Annotated in this window: 20 protein-coding genes; 13 read left to right on the top strand and 7 right to left on the bottom strand. The window is 43.7% G+C overall.

Translation table 11 applies throughout. The annotated features are described in order from the left end of the window. Positions 1-26 precede the first annotated feature (26 nt). The 3 genes from VIB_RS05585 to VIB_RS05595 all read right to left on the bottom strand — a co-directional run bounded on the left by VIB_RS05585 (position 27) and on the right by VIB_RS05595 (position 4,510). Entirely contained in the window at positions 27-1,658 is a 1,632-nt protein-coding gene (locus VIB_RS05585) for a serine protease (RefSeq protein ID WP_040904221.1), read from the bottom strand. 360 nt (positions 1,659-2,018) lie between these two features. Beyond that, positions 2,019-3,920, bottom strand: coding sequence for a M48 family metallopeptidase (locus VIB_RS05590; protein ID WP_004394999.1), 1,902 nt, complete (start codon positions 3,918-3,920; stop codon positions 2,019-2,021). Beyond that, on the bottom strand, positions 3,920-4,510 hold the full coding sequence (locus VIB_RS05595; RefSeq protein ID WP_004395000.1) for a LemA family protein: 591 nt from the start codon (positions 4,508-4,510) through the stop codon (positions 3,920-3,922). The genes VIB_RS05590 and VIB_RS05595 overlap by 1 nt, the downstream gene beginning before the upstream one ends. 393 nt (positions 4,511-4,903) lie before the next feature. Here VIB_RS05595 and sufB point away from each other — a divergent pair, with 393 nt between their 5' ends. The 7 genes from sufB to VIB_RS05630 all read left to right on the top strand — a co-directional run bounded on the left by sufB (position 4,904) and on the right by VIB_RS05630 (position 11,054). Further along, a complete protein-coding gene (gene sufB, locus VIB_RS05600) occupies positions 4,904-6,340 on the top strand; it encodes a Fe-S cluster assembly protein SufB (protein ID WP_004395001.1) in 1,437 nt (478 codons plus the stop codon). A 7-nt stretch (positions 6,341-6,347) separates the two neighbouring features. Then, the gene (gene sufC / locus VIB_RS05605) at positions 6,348-7,109 is read left to right on the top strand and encodes a Fe-S cluster assembly ATPase SufC (RefSeq protein ID WP_004395002.1); all 762 of its coding nucleotides are present in this window, start codon (positions 6,348-6,350) and stop codon (positions 7,107-7,109) included. Continuing rightward, the gene (gene sufD / locus VIB_RS05610) at positions 7,109-8,368 is read left to right on the top strand and encodes a Fe-S cluster assembly protein SufD (RefSeq protein ID WP_004395003.1); all 1,260 of its coding nucleotides are present in this window, start codon (positions 7,109-7,111) and stop codon (positions 8,366-8,368) included. Before sufC ends, sufD begins: the two co-directional genes overlap by 1 nt. Continuing rightward, positions 8,368-9,597, top strand: a complete 1,230-nt coding sequence (locus VIB_RS05615) for an aminotransferase class V-fold PLP-dependent enzyme (RefSeq protein WP_004395004.1) — start codon at positions 8,368-8,370, stop codon at positions 9,595-9,597. Before sufD ends, VIB_RS05615 begins: the two co-directional genes overlap by 1 nt. Positions 9,598-9,607: 10 nt before the next feature. After that, positions 9,608-9,973 (top strand): HesB/IscA family protein, encoded by a 366-nt coding sequence (locus VIB_RS05620; RefSeq protein WP_004395005.1) that lies wholly within the window; start codon positions 9,608-9,610, stop codon positions 9,971-9,973. Between the two features lie 49 nt (positions 9,974-10,022). Beyond that, a complete protein-coding gene (gene sufT, locus VIB_RS05625; RefSeq protein ID WP_040904222.1) occupies positions 10,023-10,556 on the top strand; it encodes a putative Fe-S cluster assembly protein SufT in 534 nt (177 codons plus the stop codon). Positions 10,557-10,643: 87 nt separating this feature from the next. Beyond that, positions 10,644-11,054 (top strand): SufE family protein, encoded by a 411-nt coding sequence (locus VIB_RS05630; protein WP_004395007.1) that lies wholly within the window; start codon positions 10,644-10,646, stop codon positions 11,052-11,054. Between the two features lie 76 nt (positions 11,055-11,130). Here VIB_RS05630 and VIB_RS05635 read toward each other — a convergent pair whose 3' ends face one another. Next, a complete protein-coding gene (locus VIB_RS05635) occupies positions 11,131-11,814 on the bottom strand; it encodes a VC0807 family protein (RefSeq protein ID WP_004395008.1) in 684 nt (227 codons plus the stop codon). A 230-nt stretch (positions 11,815-12,044) separates the two neighbouring features. Here VIB_RS05635 and VIB_RS05640 point away from each other — a divergent pair, with 230 nt between their 5' ends. The 4 genes from VIB_RS05640 (at position 12,045) to VIB_RS05655 (ending at position 15,956) form a co-directional block, all read left to right on the top strand. Then, the gene (locus VIB_RS05640) at positions 12,045-12,416 is read left to right on the top strand and encodes a GntR family transcriptional regulator (protein WP_004395009.1); all 372 of its coding nucleotides are present in this window, start codon (positions 12,045-12,047) and stop codon (positions 12,414-12,416) included. Then, the gene (locus VIB_RS05645; RefSeq protein ID WP_004395010.1) at positions 12,413-13,270 is read left to right on the top strand and encodes an ABC transporter ATP-binding protein; all 858 of its coding nucleotides are present in this window, start codon (positions 12,413-12,415) and stop codon (positions 13,268-13,270) included. The genes VIB_RS05640 and VIB_RS05645 overlap by 4 nt, the downstream gene beginning before the upstream one ends. Then, the gene (locus tag VIB_RS05650; RefSeq protein WP_004395011.1) at positions 13,270-14,127 is read left to right on the top strand and encodes a hypothetical protein; all 858 of its coding nucleotides are present in this window, start codon (positions 13,270-13,272) and stop codon (positions 14,125-14,127) included. Before VIB_RS05645 ends, VIB_RS05650 begins: the two co-directional genes overlap by 1 nt. 185 nt (positions 14,128-14,312) lie before the next feature. Next, positions 14,313-15,956 (top strand): BCCT family transporter, encoded by a 1,644-nt coding sequence (locus VIB_RS05655; RefSeq protein WP_004395012.1) that lies wholly within the window; start codon positions 14,313-14,315, stop codon positions 15,954-15,956. A gap of 102 nt (positions 15,957-16,058) precedes the next feature. Here VIB_RS05655 and VIB_RS05660 read toward each other — a convergent pair whose 3' ends face one another. Further along, positions 16,059-16,907 carry a universal stress protein gene (locus VIB_RS05660; RefSeq protein WP_040904223.1) on the bottom strand — a complete coding sequence of 283 codons (849 nt, stop codon included), beginning with the start codon at positions 16,905-16,907 and terminating at the stop codon, positions 16,059-16,061. Between the two features lie 10 nt (positions 16,908-16,917). Continuing rightward, positions 16,918-18,408: a SulP family inorganic anion transporter gene (locus tag VIB_RS05665; protein WP_004395014.1), complete on the bottom strand. Its 1,491-nt coding sequence runs from the start codon at positions 18,406-18,408 to the stop codon at positions 16,918-16,920. Between the two features lie 275 nt (positions 18,409-18,683). On the opposite strand from VIB_RS05665, the gene VIB_RS05670 reads away from it, so the two are divergent. Beyond that, a complete protein-coding gene (locus VIB_RS05670; RefSeq protein WP_040904224.1) occupies positions 18,684-19,010 on the top strand; it encodes a metalloregulator ArsR/SmtB family transcription factor in 327 nt (108 codons plus the stop codon). A gap of 168 nt (positions 19,011-19,178) precedes the next feature. Continuing rightward, positions 19,179-20,252 (top strand): ACR3 family arsenite efflux transporter, encoded by a 1,074-nt coding sequence (gene arsB, locus VIB_RS05675; RefSeq protein WP_004395015.1) that lies wholly within the window; start codon positions 19,179-19,181, stop codon positions 20,250-20,252. A gap of 42 nt (positions 20,253-20,294) precedes the next feature. On the opposite strand, the gene VIB_RS05680 is transcribed toward arsB, so the two are convergent. Then, a complete protein-coding gene (locus VIB_RS05680; protein ID WP_004395016.1) occupies positions 20,295-22,019 on the bottom strand; it encodes an SgrR family transcriptional regulator in 1,725 nt (574 codons plus the stop codon). Positions 22,020-22,256: the final 237 nt, after the last annotated feature.

Genomic DNA, 22,256 nt, shown 5'->3' on the forward strand with positions numbered 1-22,256 from the left:
ATTGACTTTGATAGTATTAATAACTGCTATTGTTGCCGTGAACGACGCATCCACATCAGAGCTAATAACCCTAGCCCCGCGCCAAATCCAATACTACCACCGCCGCCACCGCTATTTTTGGCTTGCTCTATTAGAATTTCATTGATCAGATCGCTGGTAAGTTTTTGGTGTTTGATATCAGACAATTTTACGTAACTATCGTGCCCTTTACTATATTTCCAGCGATTATAATCAAAGCGCACCGTATTATGTGCATTATATAATTCTAGCGTATGATAACCTGTGGCTTGGTTATAAAATGTTTCTTTTCTTTTACCATTAACATAAATAGTTAAAGAGTCTAATTTATCATCAGAGTTAATTGAATAGATGAAGCTCAGCTCCCCACGCCGAAGATTTTCAAGCACTAACTCAGAATTTTGATTTTTACTAAGGCCACTTTCACTTCTTAAATAATCGCCATCCACCAACCATTTATGAGAATTGGTATGAGCCTTATGCTCAGGTAGAGCACGAAGATAATTAGCTACTTCTTGTCCAGCATCTTGTAAGGCATCATAGTCGAGCCAAGCGGATATTTTGCCTTCAGCAAAAGAGCTGGATTCTAGCTCCAATACAACTCGACCTTGGCGATGGGTAAGAAGCGCATAATTTGCAATGATACTGCATTTTGCACCAGCGGCTAAGCTTTCTGGGCAGTTATTGATCGAGATATCGCCAAGCCCATTTCTTCCATCGACTAGAACCTTAGGGTTTTTTAGCTCGATATCATTATTAGACTGGTTGGTAAAGGTAAACGCTTGAGAATCAATACCTATTCGAACAATGCCCAAATCTTTGTGTTGACGATAGGAGAGGCCCTTGATGTGATCTTGTATCCAGTGGTGATAATGACTAACTTTGGTATAAACGCCAGGATTTTTACCACAGCCCACTCCCCAACTGACGATGCCCGCCAGTTTCTTACCGCTATTATCATTAGAGAAAATCGGGCCTCCACTATCACCCTGACAGGTATCTTTGCCTGTTTCGCCAGCACAAAATACGCCGTCCCCTAATTTTTCAAAGATCGAGTGTGCCTGCTTGCATTGCGCCATAGGTACAAATGGCAAAGTGACTTGATGTAGAACCGTTGGTTTATCATAGCCCTGCTTACCATTGTGTTGACGGTAGCCAAAGCCGAGAGTCGTCATATCAGAACCGTATATCAGGCTATCGACATCAGCTTGGTCGTCTAATTCTGCTGCTTCGATGGTTACTGCTTTAACTAGTTCTAATACGGCAATATCGTGTGGTGAAGAGCTACTATTTTTTTGATAATCAGCGTGAAGGTAAATTTGGTTTACTTTTACGCGTGTCGCTGAGGACAACTGCTCCATATCATAAGCGCTTAGAAGTGCTTCAAAATCACTAGGGGCTTTACCGACAACGCAATGAGCAGCCGTGAGCACGTAACGCTCTGAGATCAAACTACCGCCGCAAAATGAAGTGTTTTTATTAATTCGAGTCAACGCGGCCATATACGGCCAATCATTGGGTTGTGCTTTTTCACCGCCAATAATACGTGCGGTGATATCAGAATCCGTTCCAGAAGCCATCAAAGGAGAAGATGAAAGCAGTAATGTTCCTATTGCCGCTGATAAAATGTTGTGCTTCATAGAGACCTCAATAAATTCCCACACCTTGGTTGGGAACGGTACCATATTTGAAGTTGTGTAAATGGTAAACAAAAATGTATCTGGTATGACCACGGTGAATGCTTTATGTGCTTAAGATACCAATGCTTGATATTAAGAGTTCGGATGAAATTTGATGGTTATTCAGTGGATAACAACAAGATGACCTAATAACCCTCGATTATTGTTGAGGTGTCCTGGGGAGCGTGACAAAGTCGTGTCCAAGTACGGATTAGCCATTACGTAGCTCTTGACTCAGAGTAAACGATTGGTTGATTGTGATAGAAAGTTTAATTAAGTGGTTATAAAACTTAATTCGTCACTCAACCAATACGGCATTAATCAGACAATGGTTGAGTGGGAATGCAAATTATCCTCTACTGAGAGGCTCAATGGCGGCTCGGGGACCTCTAAAAAGCAGGCAATGACTCGGTACAGCTCGCCTTCGGCAACGGTAACCTTACCGTTTGATTCAATCGCCAATCGACAAGCTTTGACTACTTGCGCTCGTTCTCGCTCTTTTAACTGCAGTAGTAATTCCAATGTGGTACGGCTTAATGGCCAATTATTCTCTGCAGGTTCAAGGGGGATCAGTGGCAAACTCAGATGGCGCAGCGCATTGTCAAAAGCGATTTGTGCTCCTTGTCGCTCATCATGGCAAACCCAGGCCAGCTCACGCAGTAACCAATAAACGCTAGAGGTCAGTTGTTGCAGCGATTTGTTTTGACGCGTATGACCAAGTGTAGGGAGTAATTGTTTCTCTAGGAGATTAATCACACACCATTCGGCCAGCGAATAGTGATGATCGGTGAGTGACAGTTCACGTAACACTTCACACAAACGATGTCTTTGCCCTTCACTGAGTGATTTAAGTGCTGGGATACTTAATTCCAGTAAAGGCAAGCGAAGATGGGTTGGAATGGCATAATCCAGCCAAGGTAGAATAGTGGCTTGGGATACCATCGGAATATGCTGTTTGATGATATGACGTTGCGCTTCACTGCCATCAAAGATCAGTGCAAAAGCAACAAAGCGAGCACTGTATGGTTCTCGTGCCATCGCAATTAATGGTTGTGGCAACTGACTAATCAGCGTTTGCCCGCTAGCGCAGAGTTCAGCAGATGTTGATATTGTGCTAGAGGCGGGGGCGGCGGGTGCCGAGCTTGCACTTGCTGCAAAGCCGCTGACTGATGAATCAGCAAACGAGCGGGTTTGATGCTCGTTGATGCTTTGTACACTGCCATCCCAATACGGTTCAATTCTGCGGATGCGTTCTTCTAAAGGTGGATGAGTGGCGAACAGCGCTGCAAGACCACGTCGGCGGCTTTGACCAAACATCATATGGCTTATTTCGTCGCTGGCTTTGGCGGATAATGTCGATCCTGGTGAATAACCAGCAATTTTTTTTAGTGCGCCAGCGATTCCTTGATCATTACGAGTAAATTGTACCGCACTAGCATCAGCCAGGAACTCGCGTTGCCGAGAGATCGCCGCTTTAATCATTGAACCAAATAGCGTACCAATCCAACCGAAGACAATGCACACGACACCAATCGCAAATAGCGCTGCGACACCTTTGTCTGAATCAGAAGAGCGTCGGATCGTCCGCCGCCGTGAGCGAGATAAACTATCGACGATGAGATGACCAAAATAGGCAACACAGGTAATACCAAACAGTAAACCAATCAATCGGGTATTAAGGCGCATGTCCCCATTGAGAATATGACTAAACTCATGGGCAATAACCCCTTGCAATTCGTCACGATTGAAATTATCCAACGCACCTTGAGTAATGCCAATCACTGCATCGTCAATACTCATTCCGGCGGCAAAGGCATTAATCCCTTGTTCATCAGCTAACAAATACACTTGTGGTACCGCAATACCGGCGGCGATGGCCATTTCTTCCACGACATTAAGCAGCTGACGATGTTTGGGGTGGGTAGTATCACTGGCGATTAACTGGCCACCGAGACTTTCGGCCACGCTACATCCCCCTTGCTTTTGCAGATCATACAAACGCAGCCAAGCACTCAAGCCAATAACGAGACTCAGTGCGGCGAAGCACAACAAGCTTAAGCGGATTGCCGTTTGCCAATCCAATGAGGCATGAGAGACACTTAAATAAATGAACATGCTGCCAAGGCTAAGCAGGGCAGTAATCGACAACATAGTGAAAGCCAATAACAGCACCAAGCGCCGAGTTTGTTGACGGGCGGTATCTTGATGTTGAAAGAAATCCATTAAAAGCTCACCTTAGGCGCTTCTTGAATTGCTTCACTGTCAGCAAACTCAAGCAAGTTACCGTTTTGAAAACCAAACATATTGGCAAATAAAACGGGAGGGAAAGTTTGCTTATAGGTGTTGTAACTGGTTACCGAATCATTAAAGGCTTGACGAGCAAATGCGACTTTATTTTCGGTGCTGGTGAGCTCTTCTTGCAGTTGGATCATCGTTTGACTGGCTTTAAGCTCAGGATACGCTTCCACCACCACATTCAACCGGCCCAGTGCATTCTTGAGCATCCCCTCCGCTTGACCGAGAAGTTGAATGGCCGTTTCACTTTCTGGCGCTTCACTCGCGGCTTTTAGACCAGAAATCGCTTGATTACGCGCCTGAATCACACGCTCAAAGGTCTCTTGCTCGTGTTGCATGTAGCCTTTCGCTGTGCTCACTAAGTTAGGGATAAGATCATAACGACGCTTTAGTTGGACTTCAATTTGCGCAAAACTATTTTTAAAGCGGTTACGTAGGGTAATCAATTTGTTGTAGATAGAGATCGCGTAAACGCCGATAAGCAGCACTATAGCGATGATGATAATAAAAGTAGTCATGGGCAGCTCGGTTAGATAGAAGTATCAAGCCATGTTATATAACCAGTTGAGATCGAAAAGCAAATTTATATATTTACACTTTATTTCGTTATTGACGGAGTCGTACTCGTGACAAAAAAATAAAAAATGTTTGATAAATCAATTAGTTTGAAATTTTTATTACACTGAAGTTCAAAACGAGGATTTTTTACTTTTGTGATGAATTAGAATAAAATCCATATAAAACAAATAGATAAAAAATAACCAGCCTAAAGTCGCGTGGATTAATACTTGAGTATTTTACTCGGGTATTGTATCTTTGCGTCATAAGATTATCGTCTGCGGTCGCCATTATGGGTACACTATAGGCCTATGACAAAGCAGCGCATAAAGACATCAGCGAGAACCGAAGTTATGACTGAACAAATTCATGAAGCATTATCCCGTAAATATGAGGCAGGCTTCGTCTCTGATATTGAGTCTGAAACCTTTGCTACAGGCTTAGATGAAAGTGTGATTCGTCGTATTTCAGCCATGAAAAACGAACCAGAATGGATGTTAGAATGGCGTCTGAAAGCTTACCACAATTGGCTGGCGATGGAAGAGCCTGAATGGGCTCATGTTCACTATCCGAAGATGGATTATCAAGCCATATCCTACTATTCGGCTCCTAAGAGCATGAAAGATAAACCTAAATCACTTGATGAGGTTGATCCAGAGCTATTACGAGTGTATGAGAAGTTAGGAATCCCTCTCTATGAACAGGAAATGCTCGCTGGGGTTGCTGTCGACGTCGTGTTTGATTCCGTGTCCGTAGTCACCACCTTTCGTGAAAAACTAAAAGAAGCAGGCGTGATTTTCTGTCCGATTTCGGAAGCGGTGCAAGAATACCCTGAACTAGTCAAAAAATACCTTGGCTCTGTGGTGCCGCGTTCTGATAACTACTTTGCCGCGTTAAATAGTGCTGTATTTACTGATGGTTCGTTTGTGTATATCCCGAAAGGGGTGCGCTGCCCGATGGAATTATCAACCTATTTCCGAATTAATGAACAAAATACTGGCCAATTTGAGCGTACCTTAATCATTGCCGATGAAGGCAGTTACGTCAGTTATCTTGAAGGTTGTACCGCGCCTCAGCGCGACGAAAACCAACTGCATGCTGCTGTGGTTGAATTGGTGGCGATGGACGATGCGCAAATTAAGTACTCGACCGTTCAAAACTGGTATCCCGGTGATGAAGATGGTAAAGGTGGTATCTATAACTTTGTAACTAAGCGTGGCATTTGTCATACCAATGCAAAAATCTCGTGGACACAAGTTGAAACCGGGTCGTCAGTCACTTGGAAATATCCAAGTTGTATTTTAAAAGGCGACAACAGTGTCGGTGAATTCTACTCTGTTGCCTTAACCCGTAACCGCCAACAAGCGGATACTGGTACCAAAATGATTCATTTGGGTAAAAATACTCGCTCAACGATTATCTCGAAAGGGATTAGTGCTGGTGAAAGTAATAACACTTATCGTGGCTTGGTACATATGGGGCCGAAAGCTGATGGCGCTCGTAACTTTACCGAATGTGATTCGTTGTTAATTGGCGACCGCTGCGGCGCGCACACTTTCCCATACATTGAAAGTCGTAACCCAAGTGCCAAAGTAGAACATGAAGCGACCACTTCTAAAGTGAGCGATGAACAGCTGTTTTTATGCCAACAACGAGGATTAGATACCGAGAAAGCGGTATCGATGATCGTCAATGGCTTTTGTAAAGAAGTGTTTAAAGAGTTGCCAATGGAGTTTGCCGTGGAAGCCGGTAAGCTGCTTGAAATTAGTCTGGAAGGCTCAGTAGGATAATTATTACATGTTAAATATTAAAAACTTACACGCTCGTGTGGAGCAAAAAGACATTATAAAAGGGCTAAATCTCGACATTAAGCCGGGCGAAGTTCACGCGATTATGGGACCTAACGGTGCGGGTAAAAGTACCTTAGGCTATGTGCTTTCTGGGCGCGATGGCTATGAAGTGACCGACGGCGAAGCGATGTTACATGGTCAAAGCTTACTGGATATGGACGTTGAAGAACGTGCTCGACACGGCTTATTTCTAGCCTTTCAGTACCCGGTAGAAATTCCTGGTGTCAGCAATCTGGAATTTATGAAAGAGTCAGTGAATGCCATGCGTGCCCATCGCGGACAAGAGCCATTGACGGCTGCTGAGTTTTTGAAAAAAGCCAAAGAAGCCAGTAAGCAAGTTCAACTGCCGCTCGATTTTCTGAAACGAGGCGTTAATGAAGGCTTCTCCGGTGGTGAGAAAAAACGTAACGAAATCATGCAAATGATTTTATTAGAGCCAAGCCTATGTATTTTAGATGAATCGGATTCAGGATTGGATGTTGATGCTTTGCAAGTGGTTGCTAACGGCGTGAATAGCCAGCGCAGTAAAGATCGTAGCTTTGTGGTCATTACTCACTATCAGCGCTTGCTTGATTACATTGAACCCGATTTTGTCCACATTTTGGCTAACGGCCAAATTGTCAAAAGCGGTGATGCTTCATTAGCCAGAGAAATTGAGCAACAGGGTTACGCATTTCTTGGCTTAGAAGATAGCGAGGGGGCTGAGTAATGAGTCAATGGCTTCAGCAAGTGATAGACCGTGGCTCGAAAACCAATGATTGGCTGAGCCCGGTTCGTCAACAAGCGCTTAATGCTCTGCGTCAAACCCGCTGGCCGACCCGACGTACTGAAGCTTGGCGTTATACCTCACTCTCTTGTTTAGAGCAGCTAGAACTGTCGCCGAAATCAGACAATGCGCCGTTCAACTTAGCGCCAATCGCTGGGCTTGAAACCATCGATTTAGTGTTTGTTGATGGTCAATTGCAGACCGATTTAAGCGCGCTAAATTTACCACAGGGTGTCAGTATCTATAGTGCTCAAAGCCTACCCGCTGACCAACAAGCAGCTGCGGTGAGCCGTTTTTCTCAGGTCAAACCATCGCGCCATTTATTCGGTATGGTCAACGATGTATTGGCTGATAATGTATTGTTTATCGATGTTGATCCTGAGTGCCATTGCACGACTCCGATCCGAATCGTTCATCACAATCATCATGGCTATGAAGCCCATTATCGTGTGCAAGTTAATCTTGGTCATCATGGCAAATTAACCTTGATTGAGCATGCTCAAGGCAGCGGTGATAATTTACGCACCGGTTTCACGGAGTGTTTGCTTGATACACATGCTGAGCTAGAGCATTATCAATTTCTGATCAATAGCCCGCAAGCTTTGTATTTTGGTGGCACACATTTCTCACTTAACGATCATGCTCAGCTAAACAGCACGGTGATTGGCTTTGGTAGCCAATTGTCACGCCTTGATGTTGATATCATTCATAGTGGTGAGCATGCAGAAGCAAAAATGAACGCCGTTTATCTATTGGGTGAATCGGAGCATTTTGATATGCACAGTACTATTGAACACGCAAAACCTAATGGTACTAGTGAAGAGAATGTACGTGGTATTGTCGGTGACAAAGCGACAGCGGTATTTAATGGCCGTATTCACATTCATCGTGATGCTCAAAAGACCCTTGCTGAGCTGAATAATCGTAACTTACTTTTGTCACGCCGTGGCCAGATCAATACCAAGCCAGAGTTAGAAATTTACGCCGATGATGTGAAATGTGCCCACGGTGCAACGGTGGCTGAAATTGAAGAAGAAGCGCTGTATTATTTGATGTCACGTGGCATTGGCCGTTCACAGGCATTAGTCATGCTCAATGTTGGCTTTATTCAAGAATTGATTAACCAAATGCCAAATCAAGTTTTGGCTGAGTGGTTAGCGCCTATATTGAGTGCTCGTTTTAAAGAGATGGAGGTAAGATAATGGTCGAAACCTCTGCGTTCGACGTTGCTGCGGTTAGAGCGCAATTTCCTATTCTTAATCAAAATGTTGAAGGTAAGCCTCTGGTTTACCTAGACAATGCCGCGACGACGCAAAAGCCGATGGCGGTTATTGAAGCGATTACCGATTTTTATACTCAGTGTAATGCTAATGTCCATCGTGGCGTTCACCGTTTAGCGGATCAAGCAACACAACGTTATGAACATGGCCGTGATGTGGTCGCTAACTATATCCACGCTTTTGATCGCAGTGAAGTGATTTGGACTAGCGGGACTACCGAGTCGATCAACATTGTTGCGCATGGTATCGCGCAGCGTTTGCAGCCTGGCGATCAAGTATTGGTCACCGAAATGGAGCATCACGCGAATTTGGTGACTTGGCAACAGGCGTGCCTGAAGAGTGGTGCCGAGTTGGTCATCGCTCCTATTCAAGATAATGGTGAGCTGAATGTCGAGCAATTTACATCGCTGCTGAATTCATCGACCAAGTTGGTGGCGATGCCACACATTTCTAATGCGCTTGGTACGGTTAACCCTATCCATGCCTTAACGGCACAAGCCAAAGAGGTGGGGGCACTGGTGTTAATTGATGGCGCGCAAGGCATTGCTCATGGTGGTGTCAATGTGGCTGACATTGGCTGCGATTTTTACGCCTTCTCTGGTCATAAGGTTTTTGGTCCAACAGGAGTGGGCGTACTTTGGGGCAAAGCTGAGGTATTGCAAGATTGGCCGGTGTGGCAAACGGGCGGTGAGATGATTGCTAAGGTGACTTATCAAGACGCTACGTGGGGAAGCCTTCCTAACCGATTAGAAGCGGGTACACCCAATATCGCTGGTGTGATTGGCTTGGCCGCTGCCATTACTTGGTTTAGCCAGTTTGACCTCGCAGCCGTGCAAGCACACGAGCGGGCCTTGATGGAGCGAGCGTTGCAACACGCGAGTGAGCTAGAGGGTTTCCAATTAATTGGTAATGCTAACGACAAAATTGGCGTGTTGAGCTTTTTACTGGAAGGTTGTCACCCAGCCGATATCGGTTTTATTCTAGATAAACAAGGGATTGCAATTCGCACCGGCGATCATTGTGCGCAGCCATTGATGCGTCGTTTAGGCGTTCCTGGTACGGCGAGAGCGTCATTTTCTATTTACAACACGATAGAAGAAATCGATGCGCTGTTCATTGCACTTAAAAAAGCTCAGCAAATGTTAGTTTAAGGTAAATTATATGCAGGTAGAAACTTATACCCCTGAAGTGTCGAATCAACCAGTACTGACATTAACCGACAGTGCGATTCGTCATTTTGAAAATAAATTAGCGAGTCAGCCTGACCATGTTGTACGCATCTCTGTGAAAACCAGTGGTTGCAATGGCTATGCCTATGTTCTCGATATCCAAGAGCAGGCGCTAGAGTCAGATCGAGTGATCAACGCAAGCGATAAGTTGACGGTCAGTATTGCTGCTGAGGCGATTGCGATGCTGCAAGGTACTGAACTTGACTACGTTAAAGATGGTTTAAATGGCGTGGTAAAGTTTAATAATCCTAATGTGGTTGCTGAATGCGGCTGTGGAGAAAGTTTTAATGTCAGTTAACACCTTAGTGGTCAGTGTTACTGTCTTTTCGAGCATCAAGGTTAACTAAATGCAACAGAGAATTGTAAACCTTGAACGCGATTGTATGGTCAGGCGAGTGCCTAATGGCGATAAGCAGCTTCTTACTCAAGGTGAGTTTGTCACCATTACTCAGGATCTGGGCGGTAACTATACCATCACGTGGCGCGGAAATATGTATCGTGTTGATGGTACTGATGCCGATGCGATTGGTCGACAGCCTCTGAAACTTGAATTTGATACACCCAAAGATGGAAATATCGATCAAGCGCAAATATATCAGGCTTTAGAGACCGTCTATGATCCAGAGATCCCGGTTAACTTATTATCGCTAGGTCTAATCTATCAAGTGTCGATTGATCAGGCTGCTCGCTGCGTACAGATTGAAATGACGTTAACGGCACCAGGCTGTGGAATGGGGCCTGTTTTAGTCGGTGATGTTGAACATCGAGTGAGTATGGTGCCTCATGTCGATAAGGTTCAGGTCAACTTAGTGTTTGATCCACCATGGTCACGTGAGATGATGAGTGAAGAAGCCCAACTCGAAACCGGACTGTTTTTTTAATTCTTGGCTCCACGACTAGTGTAGAGCCGTTACGACACCTTAATCCAGTCGATGTCGTATCAATTCGTAAGGATATAGAGCTTAAAAATGAACCTACCAAGTGACCAAGAGATCATCGAAGATTTGGCTTTTTTTGACGATTGGGAGCAACGCTACCAATACATCATCGATTTAGGCAAGGCATTAACGCCGTTTGATGATCAGCAAAGGCGAGATGAAGATCTAGTACCGGGGTGTCAGAGCCAAGTATGGCTGCATACTCAAATTGAGCAGGGTCGTTTACAGCTTTTTGCTTATAGCGATGCGATCATCGTTAACGGCTTATTGGCGATTGTCTTGGCGGCTTATCACAATAAGACCGCCAGTGAGATCCTAGCGTTTGATATCGATAGCTATTTCAAAACGTTAGATTTAGAGCGTCACATTAGCCCGACTCGAGGTAATGGACTAAGAGCGATTGTTGGTAAAATTCAACACTTGGCTCGCCAGCAACAATAAGTCAGGTTTTGGCCTATAAATAATAAAACCCACGCAAGCCGTGGGTTTTATTATTTATGTTGTCACTGTAGGCGGTTTAGCGCAGAAAATCTTCAATCTTATTACCGGTAATGGTCGAAATACTTTTAAATAAGTAGAACAATGCTCCCATCATGATGATCGTGACGGGTAAAGCAATGACTGGAAAGCTGAGGGCGGTCATCTTACCGATCTCTTCATTAAACGCTTCTGTCCCTGCTGGGCTCGTCACTATCCATTTGGCAAGCACATAGTTTAATACCGTTGAAACCAGAAACGAAAAAGCAATGATGTATGAGCAAATATTAATTTTGCTCTCAAATTCAGCGTGATTGTTGGATTTTTCTAACGCTTGATTGAGTTTTTCATTATCGACAATATCATCGTTAAGCAGCATCTTTTTGACAACCGGGTATCCGATGGCATTGCTAATCAATATGCCAATAAAAATGATCCCTGGAATCGCCGCTTCTTTAATCGCAATGTAGGCGGGATCTAATTGCAGTAAACCGATACCACCAGTCAACAGAACACTGATTAAACCAAGAGCGGAGTAAAAGTTGATTTTTCTCTCTTGAATAAAACTCACGATACCAAAAATCAATGGGAAGGCGAGGGCAACGATCAGCGCCCAGGTCGGCCCTAGATTATCTTCACCACTCATCTTACTGAGAATAACAACAGGGATGATAACGTTCAGTAACAGATTACTGATTAAACTCTTGTTTTTATTTGATTTCATTGTAAATGATTCCTACTTGCAGAGAGCAAAGTATACTAATGCTCCCCACTAACGCAAGTCCATCAGTAACCTCAAATCGAGCTCAATTGTAAGCAGTCGTCTCATGGTTTCTTCTTACTATTTGAGTTTAAACCCGCCCTTATTTTTATAATTGAGTAAAAAGAGTTTGCCAATACGGCGCATTAGGTTTACTGTTATATCTGTGTATAACACCATATCGGTATAAAAATATGACAGAGTGGCAAGATAACCAGCCCATTTTTCGTCAGTTAGCCGACAAGATCATTGAACAGATCTTACAAGGGATTTGGCAAGAAGATCAGGCCTTACCGTCAGTAAGAACCGTGGCGGCTGAACTGAAAATTAATCACTTAACGGTAATGAAAGGTTATCAATTACTGGTTGACGAAGGACTGGTTGAAAAGCGCAGGGGTCAGGGAATGTATGTCATAAAAGGTGCACTTCAGCAGTTAAAAAACAGCCAGAAACAGCATTTTTTGCAGCAGCAAATCCCAGAAATAGCCCACACACTTCGTGTGCTAGAGATGCCCTTAGATGATTTTATTAGCCAATTAAAACGGCATATTGAAGGTGAACAATGAATCCATTAGTTGAAGTAAAGCAGGTTTCTAAACAGTACGCTAAACAAGCAGAGGCGCTGCATGAAGTGAGTTTTACTCTTCATGCTGGGCAAGTATTAGGCGTGTTGGGTCATAATGGTGCGGGTAAATCGACCCTAATTAACGCTTTATTAGGTGCCCACTACTACCAAGGTGACATCGCGATTAACGGTCTTCATCCGATTGCTGATCATGCTCAGGTCATGGAAATACTGGCCTATATTTCCGATGTCAATGTGCTGCCGGACTGGATGACGGTGAAGCAATTGTTACGTTATACCTCTGGCGTTCATCCCAGCTTTTCGTTAACCAAGGCCCGTTCAGTGTTAGCAGAAACCAATATTGATTTATCGAGTAAAATTCGCACGTTATCCAAAGGGATGAAAGTTCAGCTCCATTTAGCCTTAGTGATTGCAACCGATACCCAAGTGCTGATTTTGGATGAGCCCACATTAGGGCTTGATCTTATGTATCGAGAAACCTTTTATCGTCATTTATTAGAGTGGTTTCATGATGGTGAGCGAGCATTAATTATTGCTAGCCATGAAGTAGCAGAAATTGAACATTTGCTGACCGATGTGCTGATCTTAAAACAAGGCAACGTTGTTTTACAAGATTCGATGGATAATCTAACTCAGAATTATTGTGTATTAGAGGCCAACTCTAGCTACGCAGACGAGATTGGAAAATTGAATCCGTTACGTACACAAGTCGGATTAGGCACCACCAAGTGGTTGCTGGCCGCAGAACATCGAGAAACAGTACAAGCTTTCGGAACGGTACATAATATCAAATTAGCGGATTTATTTATTGCTCTACAAAAGGAGAAAGCATAATGCATGCAAGTCTATATATGATTGAAAAAGAGCTGATTGAAAATAAAAGTGTTACCCGAATTCCTCTATTTTTATTAGCATGCGGAATATTATTATTCATTAGCTTATTAATGAATGTTTCACTTGGGAATAATCTATTTTTCGATGTCGAATATTCTGACACGCTTGCCCATGTTGATGGTTCTGCCGTTGAGAGCTTCAATCAATTCATTACGATGATGATTGGCTTGGTATCATTAATGTTAAGCGCTTTATATTTTCCGAAAACGTTTCGTAAAGAACGAAAAGAAGGCAGCGCGATGTTTTGGCGCAGTATGCCGGTCACAAATACCATGGTCCATATGGTGAAACTGGCTTTTGGACTACTATTAATCCCTGTTATCTGCTCTTTATTGGTTGTTTTTTCAGATATTTTCCTCTGGGTGCTCAATATGGCAACCAATGAAAGATTTGGATTTTTATTTGCTCAGCGTTCTTTGTGGTACGCATTGCAGCATGGTTTGAGTTACATTGGCTTAATGTGGCTAGTCGGTTTGTGTTTAATTCCATTAGCATGTTTTACTTTACTTATGTCACAACTGTTTAATTCACCACTATTAGTCATGTTTATTGGTGGTTTTACCTTAAAATGGTTGTCGATCGCGATGTTTAATTCTTACCTTATCAGTGATTTCTTTAACGCTATCTTTAATTTTCCGCTAAAATTAGTCACGGCTTCGACCATGTCCAATATAGTCAATGAGGTTGGTATCGGTAATCTCATGGCGTATCTTTTGATTGGCATGGTCAGTTATTGGGCAAGTTACCGGCTTTATCGTACGAATGAAAGTTCATTGGCCGCGCTATGGGCTAAATAAACGGATCATCCTCTTCGATATATACCCAAACCACTTGGAGTTGCAGGTAGCCAACACCGCTGCAGCTTCAAGTCGAAAGGGTATAAACAGAGGTGATGGGAAATCCCTTCTCATCACCTCTAGTGTTGCCGGTATTGTTATTTGATTTGGAGTATCAAAAGGCACAGTAGTGAGAGGAGAGGAATGTGAGTAGTGATAACGGTGGGATCCCGCGCCCAAGTGGTAAGGTTAACCCAATTGATACGGACTATACCGTTGGCCAAGATAATGTGGTGTTATCGGTTGGGCCTTTTGGCTTAGACATTCATAACCGAGTGTTCGCCGTATCTGGGCTAGCAATCATTATTTTTGTATTTACGACTTTGATTTTCCGCGAGCAAGTAGAACCTGTCTTTTTACATATGCGTGGTTGGCTGACCTCGCATTTAGATTGGTTTTTCATGCTATCGGCCAATATCTTTGTCTTGGTGTGTTTAGGTTTGGTGGTATCGCCATTAGGCCGAGTGCGTATTGGTGGCACTGACGCGGTACCCGACTATTCTTACGCTGGTTGGCTAGCTATGCTATTTGCTGCAGGAATGGGGATTGGTTTGGTGTTCTTTGGTGTGTCAGAACCCATGTCACACTTTAGCAGTTCCTTATCAGGCGCAGCCATAGAAGATGGCTTACGTACCGATTGGGCGCCACTGGGCGGTGCAATGGGAGATACCGAAGCGGCTCGTCGATTAGGTATGGCAGCAACGATTTACCACTGGGCGCTGCACCCATGGGCAATCTATGCATTACTGGCACTAGGGTTAGCCATTTTCTCATTTAATAAGGGATTACCACTGACAATGCGTTCAATTTTTTATCCTCTCTTTGGTGAGCGGGTATGGGGTTGGACAGGGCATGTGATCGATATTTTGGCGGTGGTAGCGACCGTGTTCGGTTTAGCCACTTCCTTAGGCTACGGAGCGTCTCAAGCAGCGACTGGACTTAACTTTTTATTCGATGTCCCCTTAACTGATACTACACAAGTGGTATTGATCATTGTGATCACCGCGTTAGCATTGATCTCAGTCGTTGCAGGGCTAGATAGTGGTGTTAAACGTTTATCAGAAATCAATATGGGCCTAGCCGCCTTATTGCTGCTGTTTATCGTTGTTGTTGGTCCGACGTTAGCGATTTTAACGGGATTTTTCGATAATATTGTTGCTTATGTTACATACCTACCTGAATTAGCCATGCCATTTGGTCGCGAAGATGTGAATTATTCACAAGGTTGGACGGCGTTTTACTGGGCGTGGTGGATTTCTTGGTCACCATTTGTCGGTATGTTTATTGCGCGAGTATCGCGTGGTCGTACGGTACGCGAATTTATTGTTTGTGTGTTGTTGATCCCATCGACGGTCTGTGCATTTTGGATGACAGCCTTTGGTGGCACAGCGATTAGCCAATACGCTAATGATGGTTATCAAGCAGTGATGGGCGCTGATTTACCCGTTAAGTTATTTGCGATGCTGGATGCCATGCCGTTGGCGAGTATTACGTCGGTGATTGGCATCATTTTGGTCGTGGTCTTCTTTATCACCTCTTCAGATTCAGGGTCATTGGTGATTGATACTATCGCAGCAGGCGGAAAAGTGAATGCGCCGACGCCACAGCGTATCTTCTGGTGTACCTTTGAAGGTTTAGTCGCTATTGCATTAATGCTAGGTGGTGGGTTAGCCGCAGCGCAGGCGATGGCGGTCACAACTGGTTTCCCGTTTACCATTGTCTTACTGGTCGCGACGGTGTCACTGATTAAGGGATTAATGAGCGAACCCAGAAAAGCAAAAGCCAAATAAAGAGCCAATAACGGCATATACCGAAAGTCGAAAGAATACCGTTGCTTCTCGATAAAAAAAGCCCTAACAGAGAGTTAGGGCTTTTTGTTGTACGACTGAAAGTTAACGAATCAAAAGCAGCGGGACGTTGGATTCAATGATGATTTTTGTGGTGTTGCTACCTACAAAAAACTGACGCAGTTTTGAGTGACCATAAGCGCCCATCACAATCATTCCCAACTGATGATGCTGTTGGTAATCGAGAATCGCGCGGTGCACGTCACCGGTTAAGCTGGCTTCCACCACATTGACGCCATGAGTACGCAACTTTTCCGCTGCGTTAGCAAACGCGGTCGCTTTTTCATCTGAGTCTTCGACCATCACTAAGTGACAAGTCAGCCCTTTGAGTAGCGGAGTATTGATCGCTTTTTCAACCAGCTTTTGGCTCACTTCACTGCCATCAAACGCTAACAAATAATTTTGCGGCGCTGCAAAGTCCCCGGTCGCGACTAAAATATGACTTTTAATGGTGCGAACCACACTTTCCAATTGTGAACCAACGGCTTTAGTATTGCTTTGGTTCACCTCACCAGATTTGCCGACCACGAGGACGCGGATATCTTTTTCCATGTCCAACAAAGTTTCAAGTAAGTCACCGTGTTTTTGCAGTTTTTGTAGATCAGTAAAACCAGACTCAAGGGCTTTGGCTTCTAACTCATTGAGTAAGGCCTTTCCGTGTCTTAATGCTACTTTGGCGCGTTTTTCATCCAGCTCGACCAGCTCTTGTAGTAAGTGCTCACGACTGCCTAGTCCAATGTTTCCGGATAATTCAATGGCAATTTCTCGATCGGATTTATCGAGCACATGCAGTAGAGTGAGTGGCGCAGACAACGTTTTCGCTGTCCAAACGCTCAGATCCGCCACGGACTGTGAATAGCTCGCTCCATCGATACAGGCAATAATATTTGTCATGCTTTGCTCCTTAGTGACCGCCCATCAGTTTTGCCACTTCTTCGGGTTTATTATGAACACCGAACTTGTCGACAATGGTGGCTGTTGCTTCATTCATGCCGATTAATGTTACTTCAGCCCCTTCACGGCGGAATTTAATCACCACTTTATCAAGGGAAGAGACGGCAGTAATATCCCAGAAATGTGCTGCAGAGAGATCGATGGTGACATGATCCAATGCTTCTTTGAAGTCGAATGAGTTGATAAATTGATCTGACGAGGCAAAAAAGACTTGCCCAACAACACGATAAGTACGCTGGCTGCCATTTTCTACTAAGTCGCTCTTGATAACCATAAAGCGGCCAATTTTATTGGCAAAGAATAGTGCAGCTAATAGCACGCCAACTCCAACACCAATCGCAAGATTGTGGGTCATGACCACCACAATCACAGTCGAAATCATGACAATATTGGTCGAAAGTGGATGCGATTTAAGATCTCTAATTGAGCTCCAAGAGAAGGTGCCGATGGAGACCATGATCATTACGGCGACTAGAGCTGCCATAGGGATCAAGCTTAACCAATCACTAAGAAAAACCACCATGATAAGTAGTAGTATACCCGCGACAAAAGTCGATAGACGGCCTCGACCACCGGATTTAACATTAATAATTGATTGACCAATCATCGCACAGCCAGCCATACCACCTAAAAAGCCAGTGGCAATGTTGGCCACACCTTGGCCTTTACATTCGCGGTTTTTATCGCTGTCGGTATCGGTAAGATCATCAACAATCGTGGCGGTCATCATCGATTCAAGCAAACCGACGACAGCAAGGCCAGCAGAGTAAGGTAAGATGATCAGTAAGGTTTCTAGGTTAAGCGGTACATCAGGCCACAAGAAAATTGGCAGTGTATCGGGTAAATCCCCCATGTCACCGACGGTACGAATATCGATGCCAAAACTAATAGCGATAATGGTTAAGGTGATAATACATACCAGCGGAGAAGGCAGCATTTTGCCAATGACGGGTACATAAGGGAAAAGATAAATAATGCCTAAGCCAGCTAAAGTCATCACATAGACATGCCAGGTGACATTGGTTAGCTCTGGAAGCTGAGCCATAAAAATTAAAATTGCTAAGGCGTTAACAAAACCGGTGACCACTGAACGCGATACAAAGCGCATTAAATTCCCCAGTTTTAGATAACCGGCGGCAATTTGTAATACTCCAGTGAGCAGTGTCGCCGCTAATAAATATTCTAGGCCGTGTTCTTTAACCAGCGTGACCATTAATAGAGCCATAGCGCCCGTTGCAGCAGAAATCATTCCCGGGCGTCCGCCAGTAAAGGCAATAACCACCGCCATACTAAAAGAGGCATATAGACCCACTTTGGGGTCAACACCAGCAATAATTGAAAAAGCAATTGCTTCTGGGATCAGTGCTAGCGCAACCACTAAACCAGCTAAAACATCCCCTCGCACGTTGGATAACCAATCGCGCTTAATATTCTGTAACATCTGTTTTCTCTATAAATAGGTAAATAAAAGGTGTGAATTGAGAGGTGGTCATTGTTCTAGGGCGGCGTAAGTGACATGCACGGAATCTCCTATTGGCCATTTAGAAATGTGATCTTAATCATTGCTGTTCTGAAGGTCAACCAAGGAAACCGTTAAGACGGTGTTTTGCTTTTTACTTTTTGCCAATGAGTAAGGAAAAAAACAGCATTGATCTTTGACTTTTTGCTTCGAAAGCCTTAACTTCAAACGCATCTGATTTTTCATATGTGTTTGTTATGTGCGATACGTTAACCTTCTATAAATCATTAGCTGAAGAGACTCGGCTTAAATCATTATTACTAATAAGTCGGCATCGAGAACTGTGCGTGTGTGATTTAATGACCGCACTCTCTCTCAGTCAACCCAAAGTCTCTCGTCATTTAGCCGAGCTACGTAAAAACGGTTTGGTGATTGATGAGCGGCGGGGTAAATGGGTCTATTACCAAATTAATCCACAATTACCGAATTGGATGCGTGAGGTATTAATGATGTCGATGGAAAACAATCGATCACTGATAGCAAAAGAGAGTCAAACCATTACTCATCAACCGTGCATCAGTTGACGAGCTTATTTCACGATATCGAAAAGACTGAGCGTTATAGATAAGCGGTAAGCTCGTCAAACACCTGAATCTGAGATAGATAAATTCTATGATTGAGTCGAGTTAATGTCGCGTCTGCGTTAAGTCGTTAAAGTAGAAACGAATCAATAATACAATGAGATTAAAATAATGAGCGAAGTATTTACTTGTGCAGAGACGCCTGCTGCTAAAAAAATGAGTTTTTTAGACCGTTATTTAACGCTGTGGATTTTCCTCGCTATGGGGTTTGGTGTCGCGGTGGGATTTTTATTTCCACAAGTTGCCCAGTGGAATGAAAGCATGTCCGTCGGTTCAACCAATATCCCTCTAGCGATAGGTTTAATTTTAATGATGTATCCGCCATTGGCGAAAGTAAATTATCGATTATTAGGTGAAGTGACGCGTGATAAGCGTGCGATTACTTTATCTTTGGTGATGAACTGGATTGTTGGGCCGGTTTTAATGTTTGCTTTAGCTCTCTTCTTTTTACGTGACTATCCCGGTTACATGGTCGGATTAATTTTAATTGGTTTAGCGCGTTGTATTGCCATGGTATTAGTGTGGAACGATATTAGTGGTGGTAATAAAGAGTATGGTGCTGCTTTGGTAGCGTTAAATAGCCTTTTCCAAATCGTTACTTATAGTTTTATGGCGTGGCTTTTCATTACTGTATTACCGCCTTATTTTGGTCTTGATAGTTTTGCTGTTGATATTACGATGTTGGATATCGCAGAAAGTGTCTTGATTTATTTAGGTATTCCATTTTTAGCGGGTTTTCTGAGCCGCAAGTGGTTGGTCGCGGCTAAAGGCGAGCGTTGGTATAATGAAGTCTTTATTCCACGTATCTCACCGATAACCTTAATTGCGCTATTAGCAACCATTGTTTTAATGTTCAGTTTAAAAGGTGAAATGATCATCCAGTTACCGATGGATGTGATTCGTATTGCTATTCCATTAGTTATCTATTTTTTGGTGATGTTTTTTGTTAGTTTTTTCGTGGGTAAAAAATTAGGTATCCCGTACGATCAAAATACTTCAATTGCTTTCACTTCATCGGGTAATAACTTTGAACTCGCTATCGCCGTTTCTATTGCTGTTTTTGGTTTAAACTCAGATCAAGCATTCGCGGGCGTGATAGGGCCATTAGTCGAAGTGCCTGTGCTGATTGCTTTAGTCAACGTCGCGCTACGGATGAAGAAAAAATATTACCCTCAAACACGCTAATCGAATAGCCCAAGGTCAATCATCAGACGTTGGGCTAATCGTCTAACGGCTAGTCCAGACCTGCTTTAATTCAGGCCACCCCCAGGTGGTTAAAGCAACATTTTTAATTAAATCGTGGAAACGTAGCACTTGTTGCTCGTGATAGAGTGGTTGCAAAACACCATGATGGATCAAAGTTGCTACCAAAGGCTCTAATACCACAAGGTACTGCTCTATACAGACGTTTGCACGTATATCCGCTAACGATTGACGTAGCCATTTACTGGCCACATCATCCAGCGCATGGTGAAGCAGCGGGTTACTGTAAAGAAACTGATAGGCACTGGTATGACGATTATCATCTAAGTTAATACTGCTCAAGATTAGGGTTTCATTGAGAGTTCCCTGTGCTGCTTTTTGTTGCAAGGTTTGATAGTCGTAACTGTGGATGATGACTTGAATACCGTGATCAGCCAACCGCTTAGCTATCGCTTCAGCACACTCAATCAATGTCACGTAGTTGTATACGGCCATCGTCATTGATGTCGGTAATGGGCACTGAGTGGCGGGGAATCGAGATAACTTGGTCCAACAAGGCAATAAATGATCCGCGGGAGTGAGGTTTGAGTGCGCTATATCGCTCAATAACCAGTTTGACTCAAGCAAGCTAAGTAACCATTGGCGTTGTTGGTCGTCGAGCGGTAGGTTAGCGTGGTGATTATTTAATAAAAAAATCGCCCCCTCTTCTTGGCGAGAGAATTGATTAATTTGTTGGTTTTCAATGTTCGGGGATTCTGCCGATACGTAATATTGGCAGCTTCGGCCAGCGTGAGGAATGGCGTCGGTTGCAGTTGTTACATCTTGGTCGAATAGCCAGATAGTAATCTGATCGCATAATGAACGGCAACCATAGTATCGATTGAAAGCATGCAGTACTAATTGCTTATCGGTATGAGTATAAACTTTGAATGCACCACTGCCGATCACGTTGGAGTTGGACTGCTGAAGCTGTTTAACCGGTTGAATAGAATAACTGACACCGCTAATCAGACCTGCAAAGCTTTGATCAGGGACGGTGAATTCAAACAGTATTTCCCGCGGATGCGGGGCACTAATGCGTTTTAAATGAGCAAGTTCATGCTGATAATTCGGTAAGGATTTTAAGTGTGAAAAGAGCTCGACAATACTTTGCGCATCGATCATTTGTCCGTCATGAAACGTTAGATCTGGGCGTAAATAAAAGCGCCACTGATAATTCTCAGCATCATAATGCCAATGGTGAGCCAGTTCCGGATGTACTTGTCCGTCAGCATCACAACGGACCAAGCAAGCGTAAATCTGTCGCACTAAAAAGCGTTCACTGTTACGTTGTGGATGATGGGGCAGCAGAGCTTGAAAGGGGCGGCGATAGGTCAATTGGATATGTAAGCGCCCTTCATGCATTGAAGCCCCGGATGTTTGCTGTAATAGCCGAGCAAAAACCTGTTCATCTTGCTCTAACAGATCCAAGGCTTTGTCATACTGTCCACGCAAAAGACAGTCACTGGCTAGATGTTCTTTGAGCCGCTCAGGATCTTGCAATAAACACAGCGTTGAGCGCTTATTTCGGCCAACCTTAGGCTGCCACGAGAGCCAGCCTTGTTGCTGCATTTGTTGTAGCAAGACACGCGTATAGCGCGGGCTACTGCATAATCGATTGGCAACCTCCTCTAACGTAGCACTGATGGGTTGTTCTATCCTATAACCATCGAAGCGTAAGTAATAACGATATAAATTAAGGATAGACAAAATAGGTTTCCTTTTTAAATTTTTGCTCCCTATTTAAGGGGGTAATGATAGATCGTTTTCCATTAAGAGCCATCTTATGGTCTATTTAAAACTTTCATGGGCTTTTTCAGTCCATTGTGTATTGACGGTGTCAATGAGTCATTCGATTTATTTTTAAATAAGGATGTAAAATAAATTATCCTGTCAGTTTTTCTTTTCCTTAAATCTAGCATACTAAAGATATCCCAAGCCAGAAGA

The sequence above is a fragment of the Vibrio metschnikovii CIP 69.14 genome (assembly GCF_000176155.1).
GTDB lineage: Bacteria > Pseudomonadota > Gammaproteobacteria > Enterobacterales > Vibrionaceae > Vibrio > Vibrio metschnikovii.

Excerpts from the sequence above, each read along its gene's own strand:
- VIB_RS05645 (WP_004395010.1), top strand. The coding sequence starts at position 12,413 with ATGAATCCATTAGTTGAAGTAAAGCAGGTTTCTAAACAGTACGCTAAA.
- sufC (WP_004395002.1), top strand. The coding sequence starts at position 6,348 with ATGTTAAATATTAAAAACTTACACGCTCGTGTGGAGCAAAAAGACATT.
- VIB_RS05595 (WP_004395000.1), bottom strand. The coding sequence starts at position 4,510 with ATGACTACTTTTATTATCATCATCGCTATAGTGCTGCTTATCGGCGTT.
- VIB_RS05670 (WP_040904224.1), top strand. The coding sequence starts at position 18,684 with ATGTGCGATACGTTAACCTTCTATAAATCATTAGCTGAAGAGACTCGG.
- arsB (WP_004395015.1), top strand. The coding sequence starts at position 19,179 with ATGAGCGAAGTATTTACTTGTGCAGAGACGCCTGCTGCTAAAAAAATG.
- sufB (WP_004395001.1), top strand. The coding sequence starts at position 4,904 with ATGACTGAACAAATTCATGAAGCATTATCCCGTAAATATGAGGCAGGC.
- VIB_RS05615 (WP_004395004.1), top strand. The coding sequence starts at position 8,368 with ATGGTCGAAACCTCTGCGTTCGACGTTGCTGCGGTTAGAGCGCAATTT.
- VIB_RS05590 (WP_004394999.1), bottom strand. The coding sequence starts at position 3,920 with ATGGATTTCTTTCAACATCAAGATACCGCCCGTCAACAAACTCGGCGC.
- VIB_RS05585 (WP_040904221.1), bottom strand. The coding sequence starts at position 1,658 with ATGAAGCACAACATTTTATCAGCGGCAATAGGAACATTACTGCTTTCA.
- VIB_RS05650 (WP_004395011.1), top strand. The coding sequence starts at position 13,270 with ATGCATGCAAGTCTATATATGATTGAAAAAGAGCTGATTGAAAATAAA.
- VIB_RS05660 (WP_040904223.1), bottom strand. The coding sequence starts at position 16,907 with ATGACAAATATTATTGCCTGTATCGATGGAGCGAGCTATTCACAGTCC.
- VIB_RS05635 (WP_004395008.1), bottom strand. The coding sequence starts at position 11,814 with ATGAAATCAAATAAAAACAAGAGTTTAATCAGTAATCTGTTACTGAAC.
- VIB_RS05640 (WP_004395009.1), top strand. The coding sequence starts at position 12,045 with ATGACAGAGTGGCAAGATAACCAGCCCATTTTTCGTCAGTTAGCCGAC.
- sufD (WP_004395003.1), top strand. The coding sequence starts at position 7,109 with ATGAGTCAATGGCTTCAGCAAGTGATAGACCGTGGCTCGAAAACCAAT.
- VIB_RS05620 (WP_004395005.1), top strand. The coding sequence starts at position 9,608 with ATGCAGGTAGAAACTTATACCCCTGAAGTGTCGAATCAACCAGTACTG.
- VIB_RS05630 (WP_004395007.1), top strand. The coding sequence starts at position 10,644 with ATGAACCTACCAAGTGACCAAGAGATCATCGAAGATTTGGCTTTTTTT.
- VIB_RS05665 (WP_004395014.1), bottom strand. The coding sequence starts at position 18,408 with ATGTTACAGAATATTAAGCGCGATTGGTTATCCAACGTGCGAGGGGAT.
- sufT (WP_040904222.1), top strand. The coding sequence starts at position 10,023 with ATGCAACAGAGAATTGTAAACCTTGAACGCGATTGTATGGTCAGGCGA.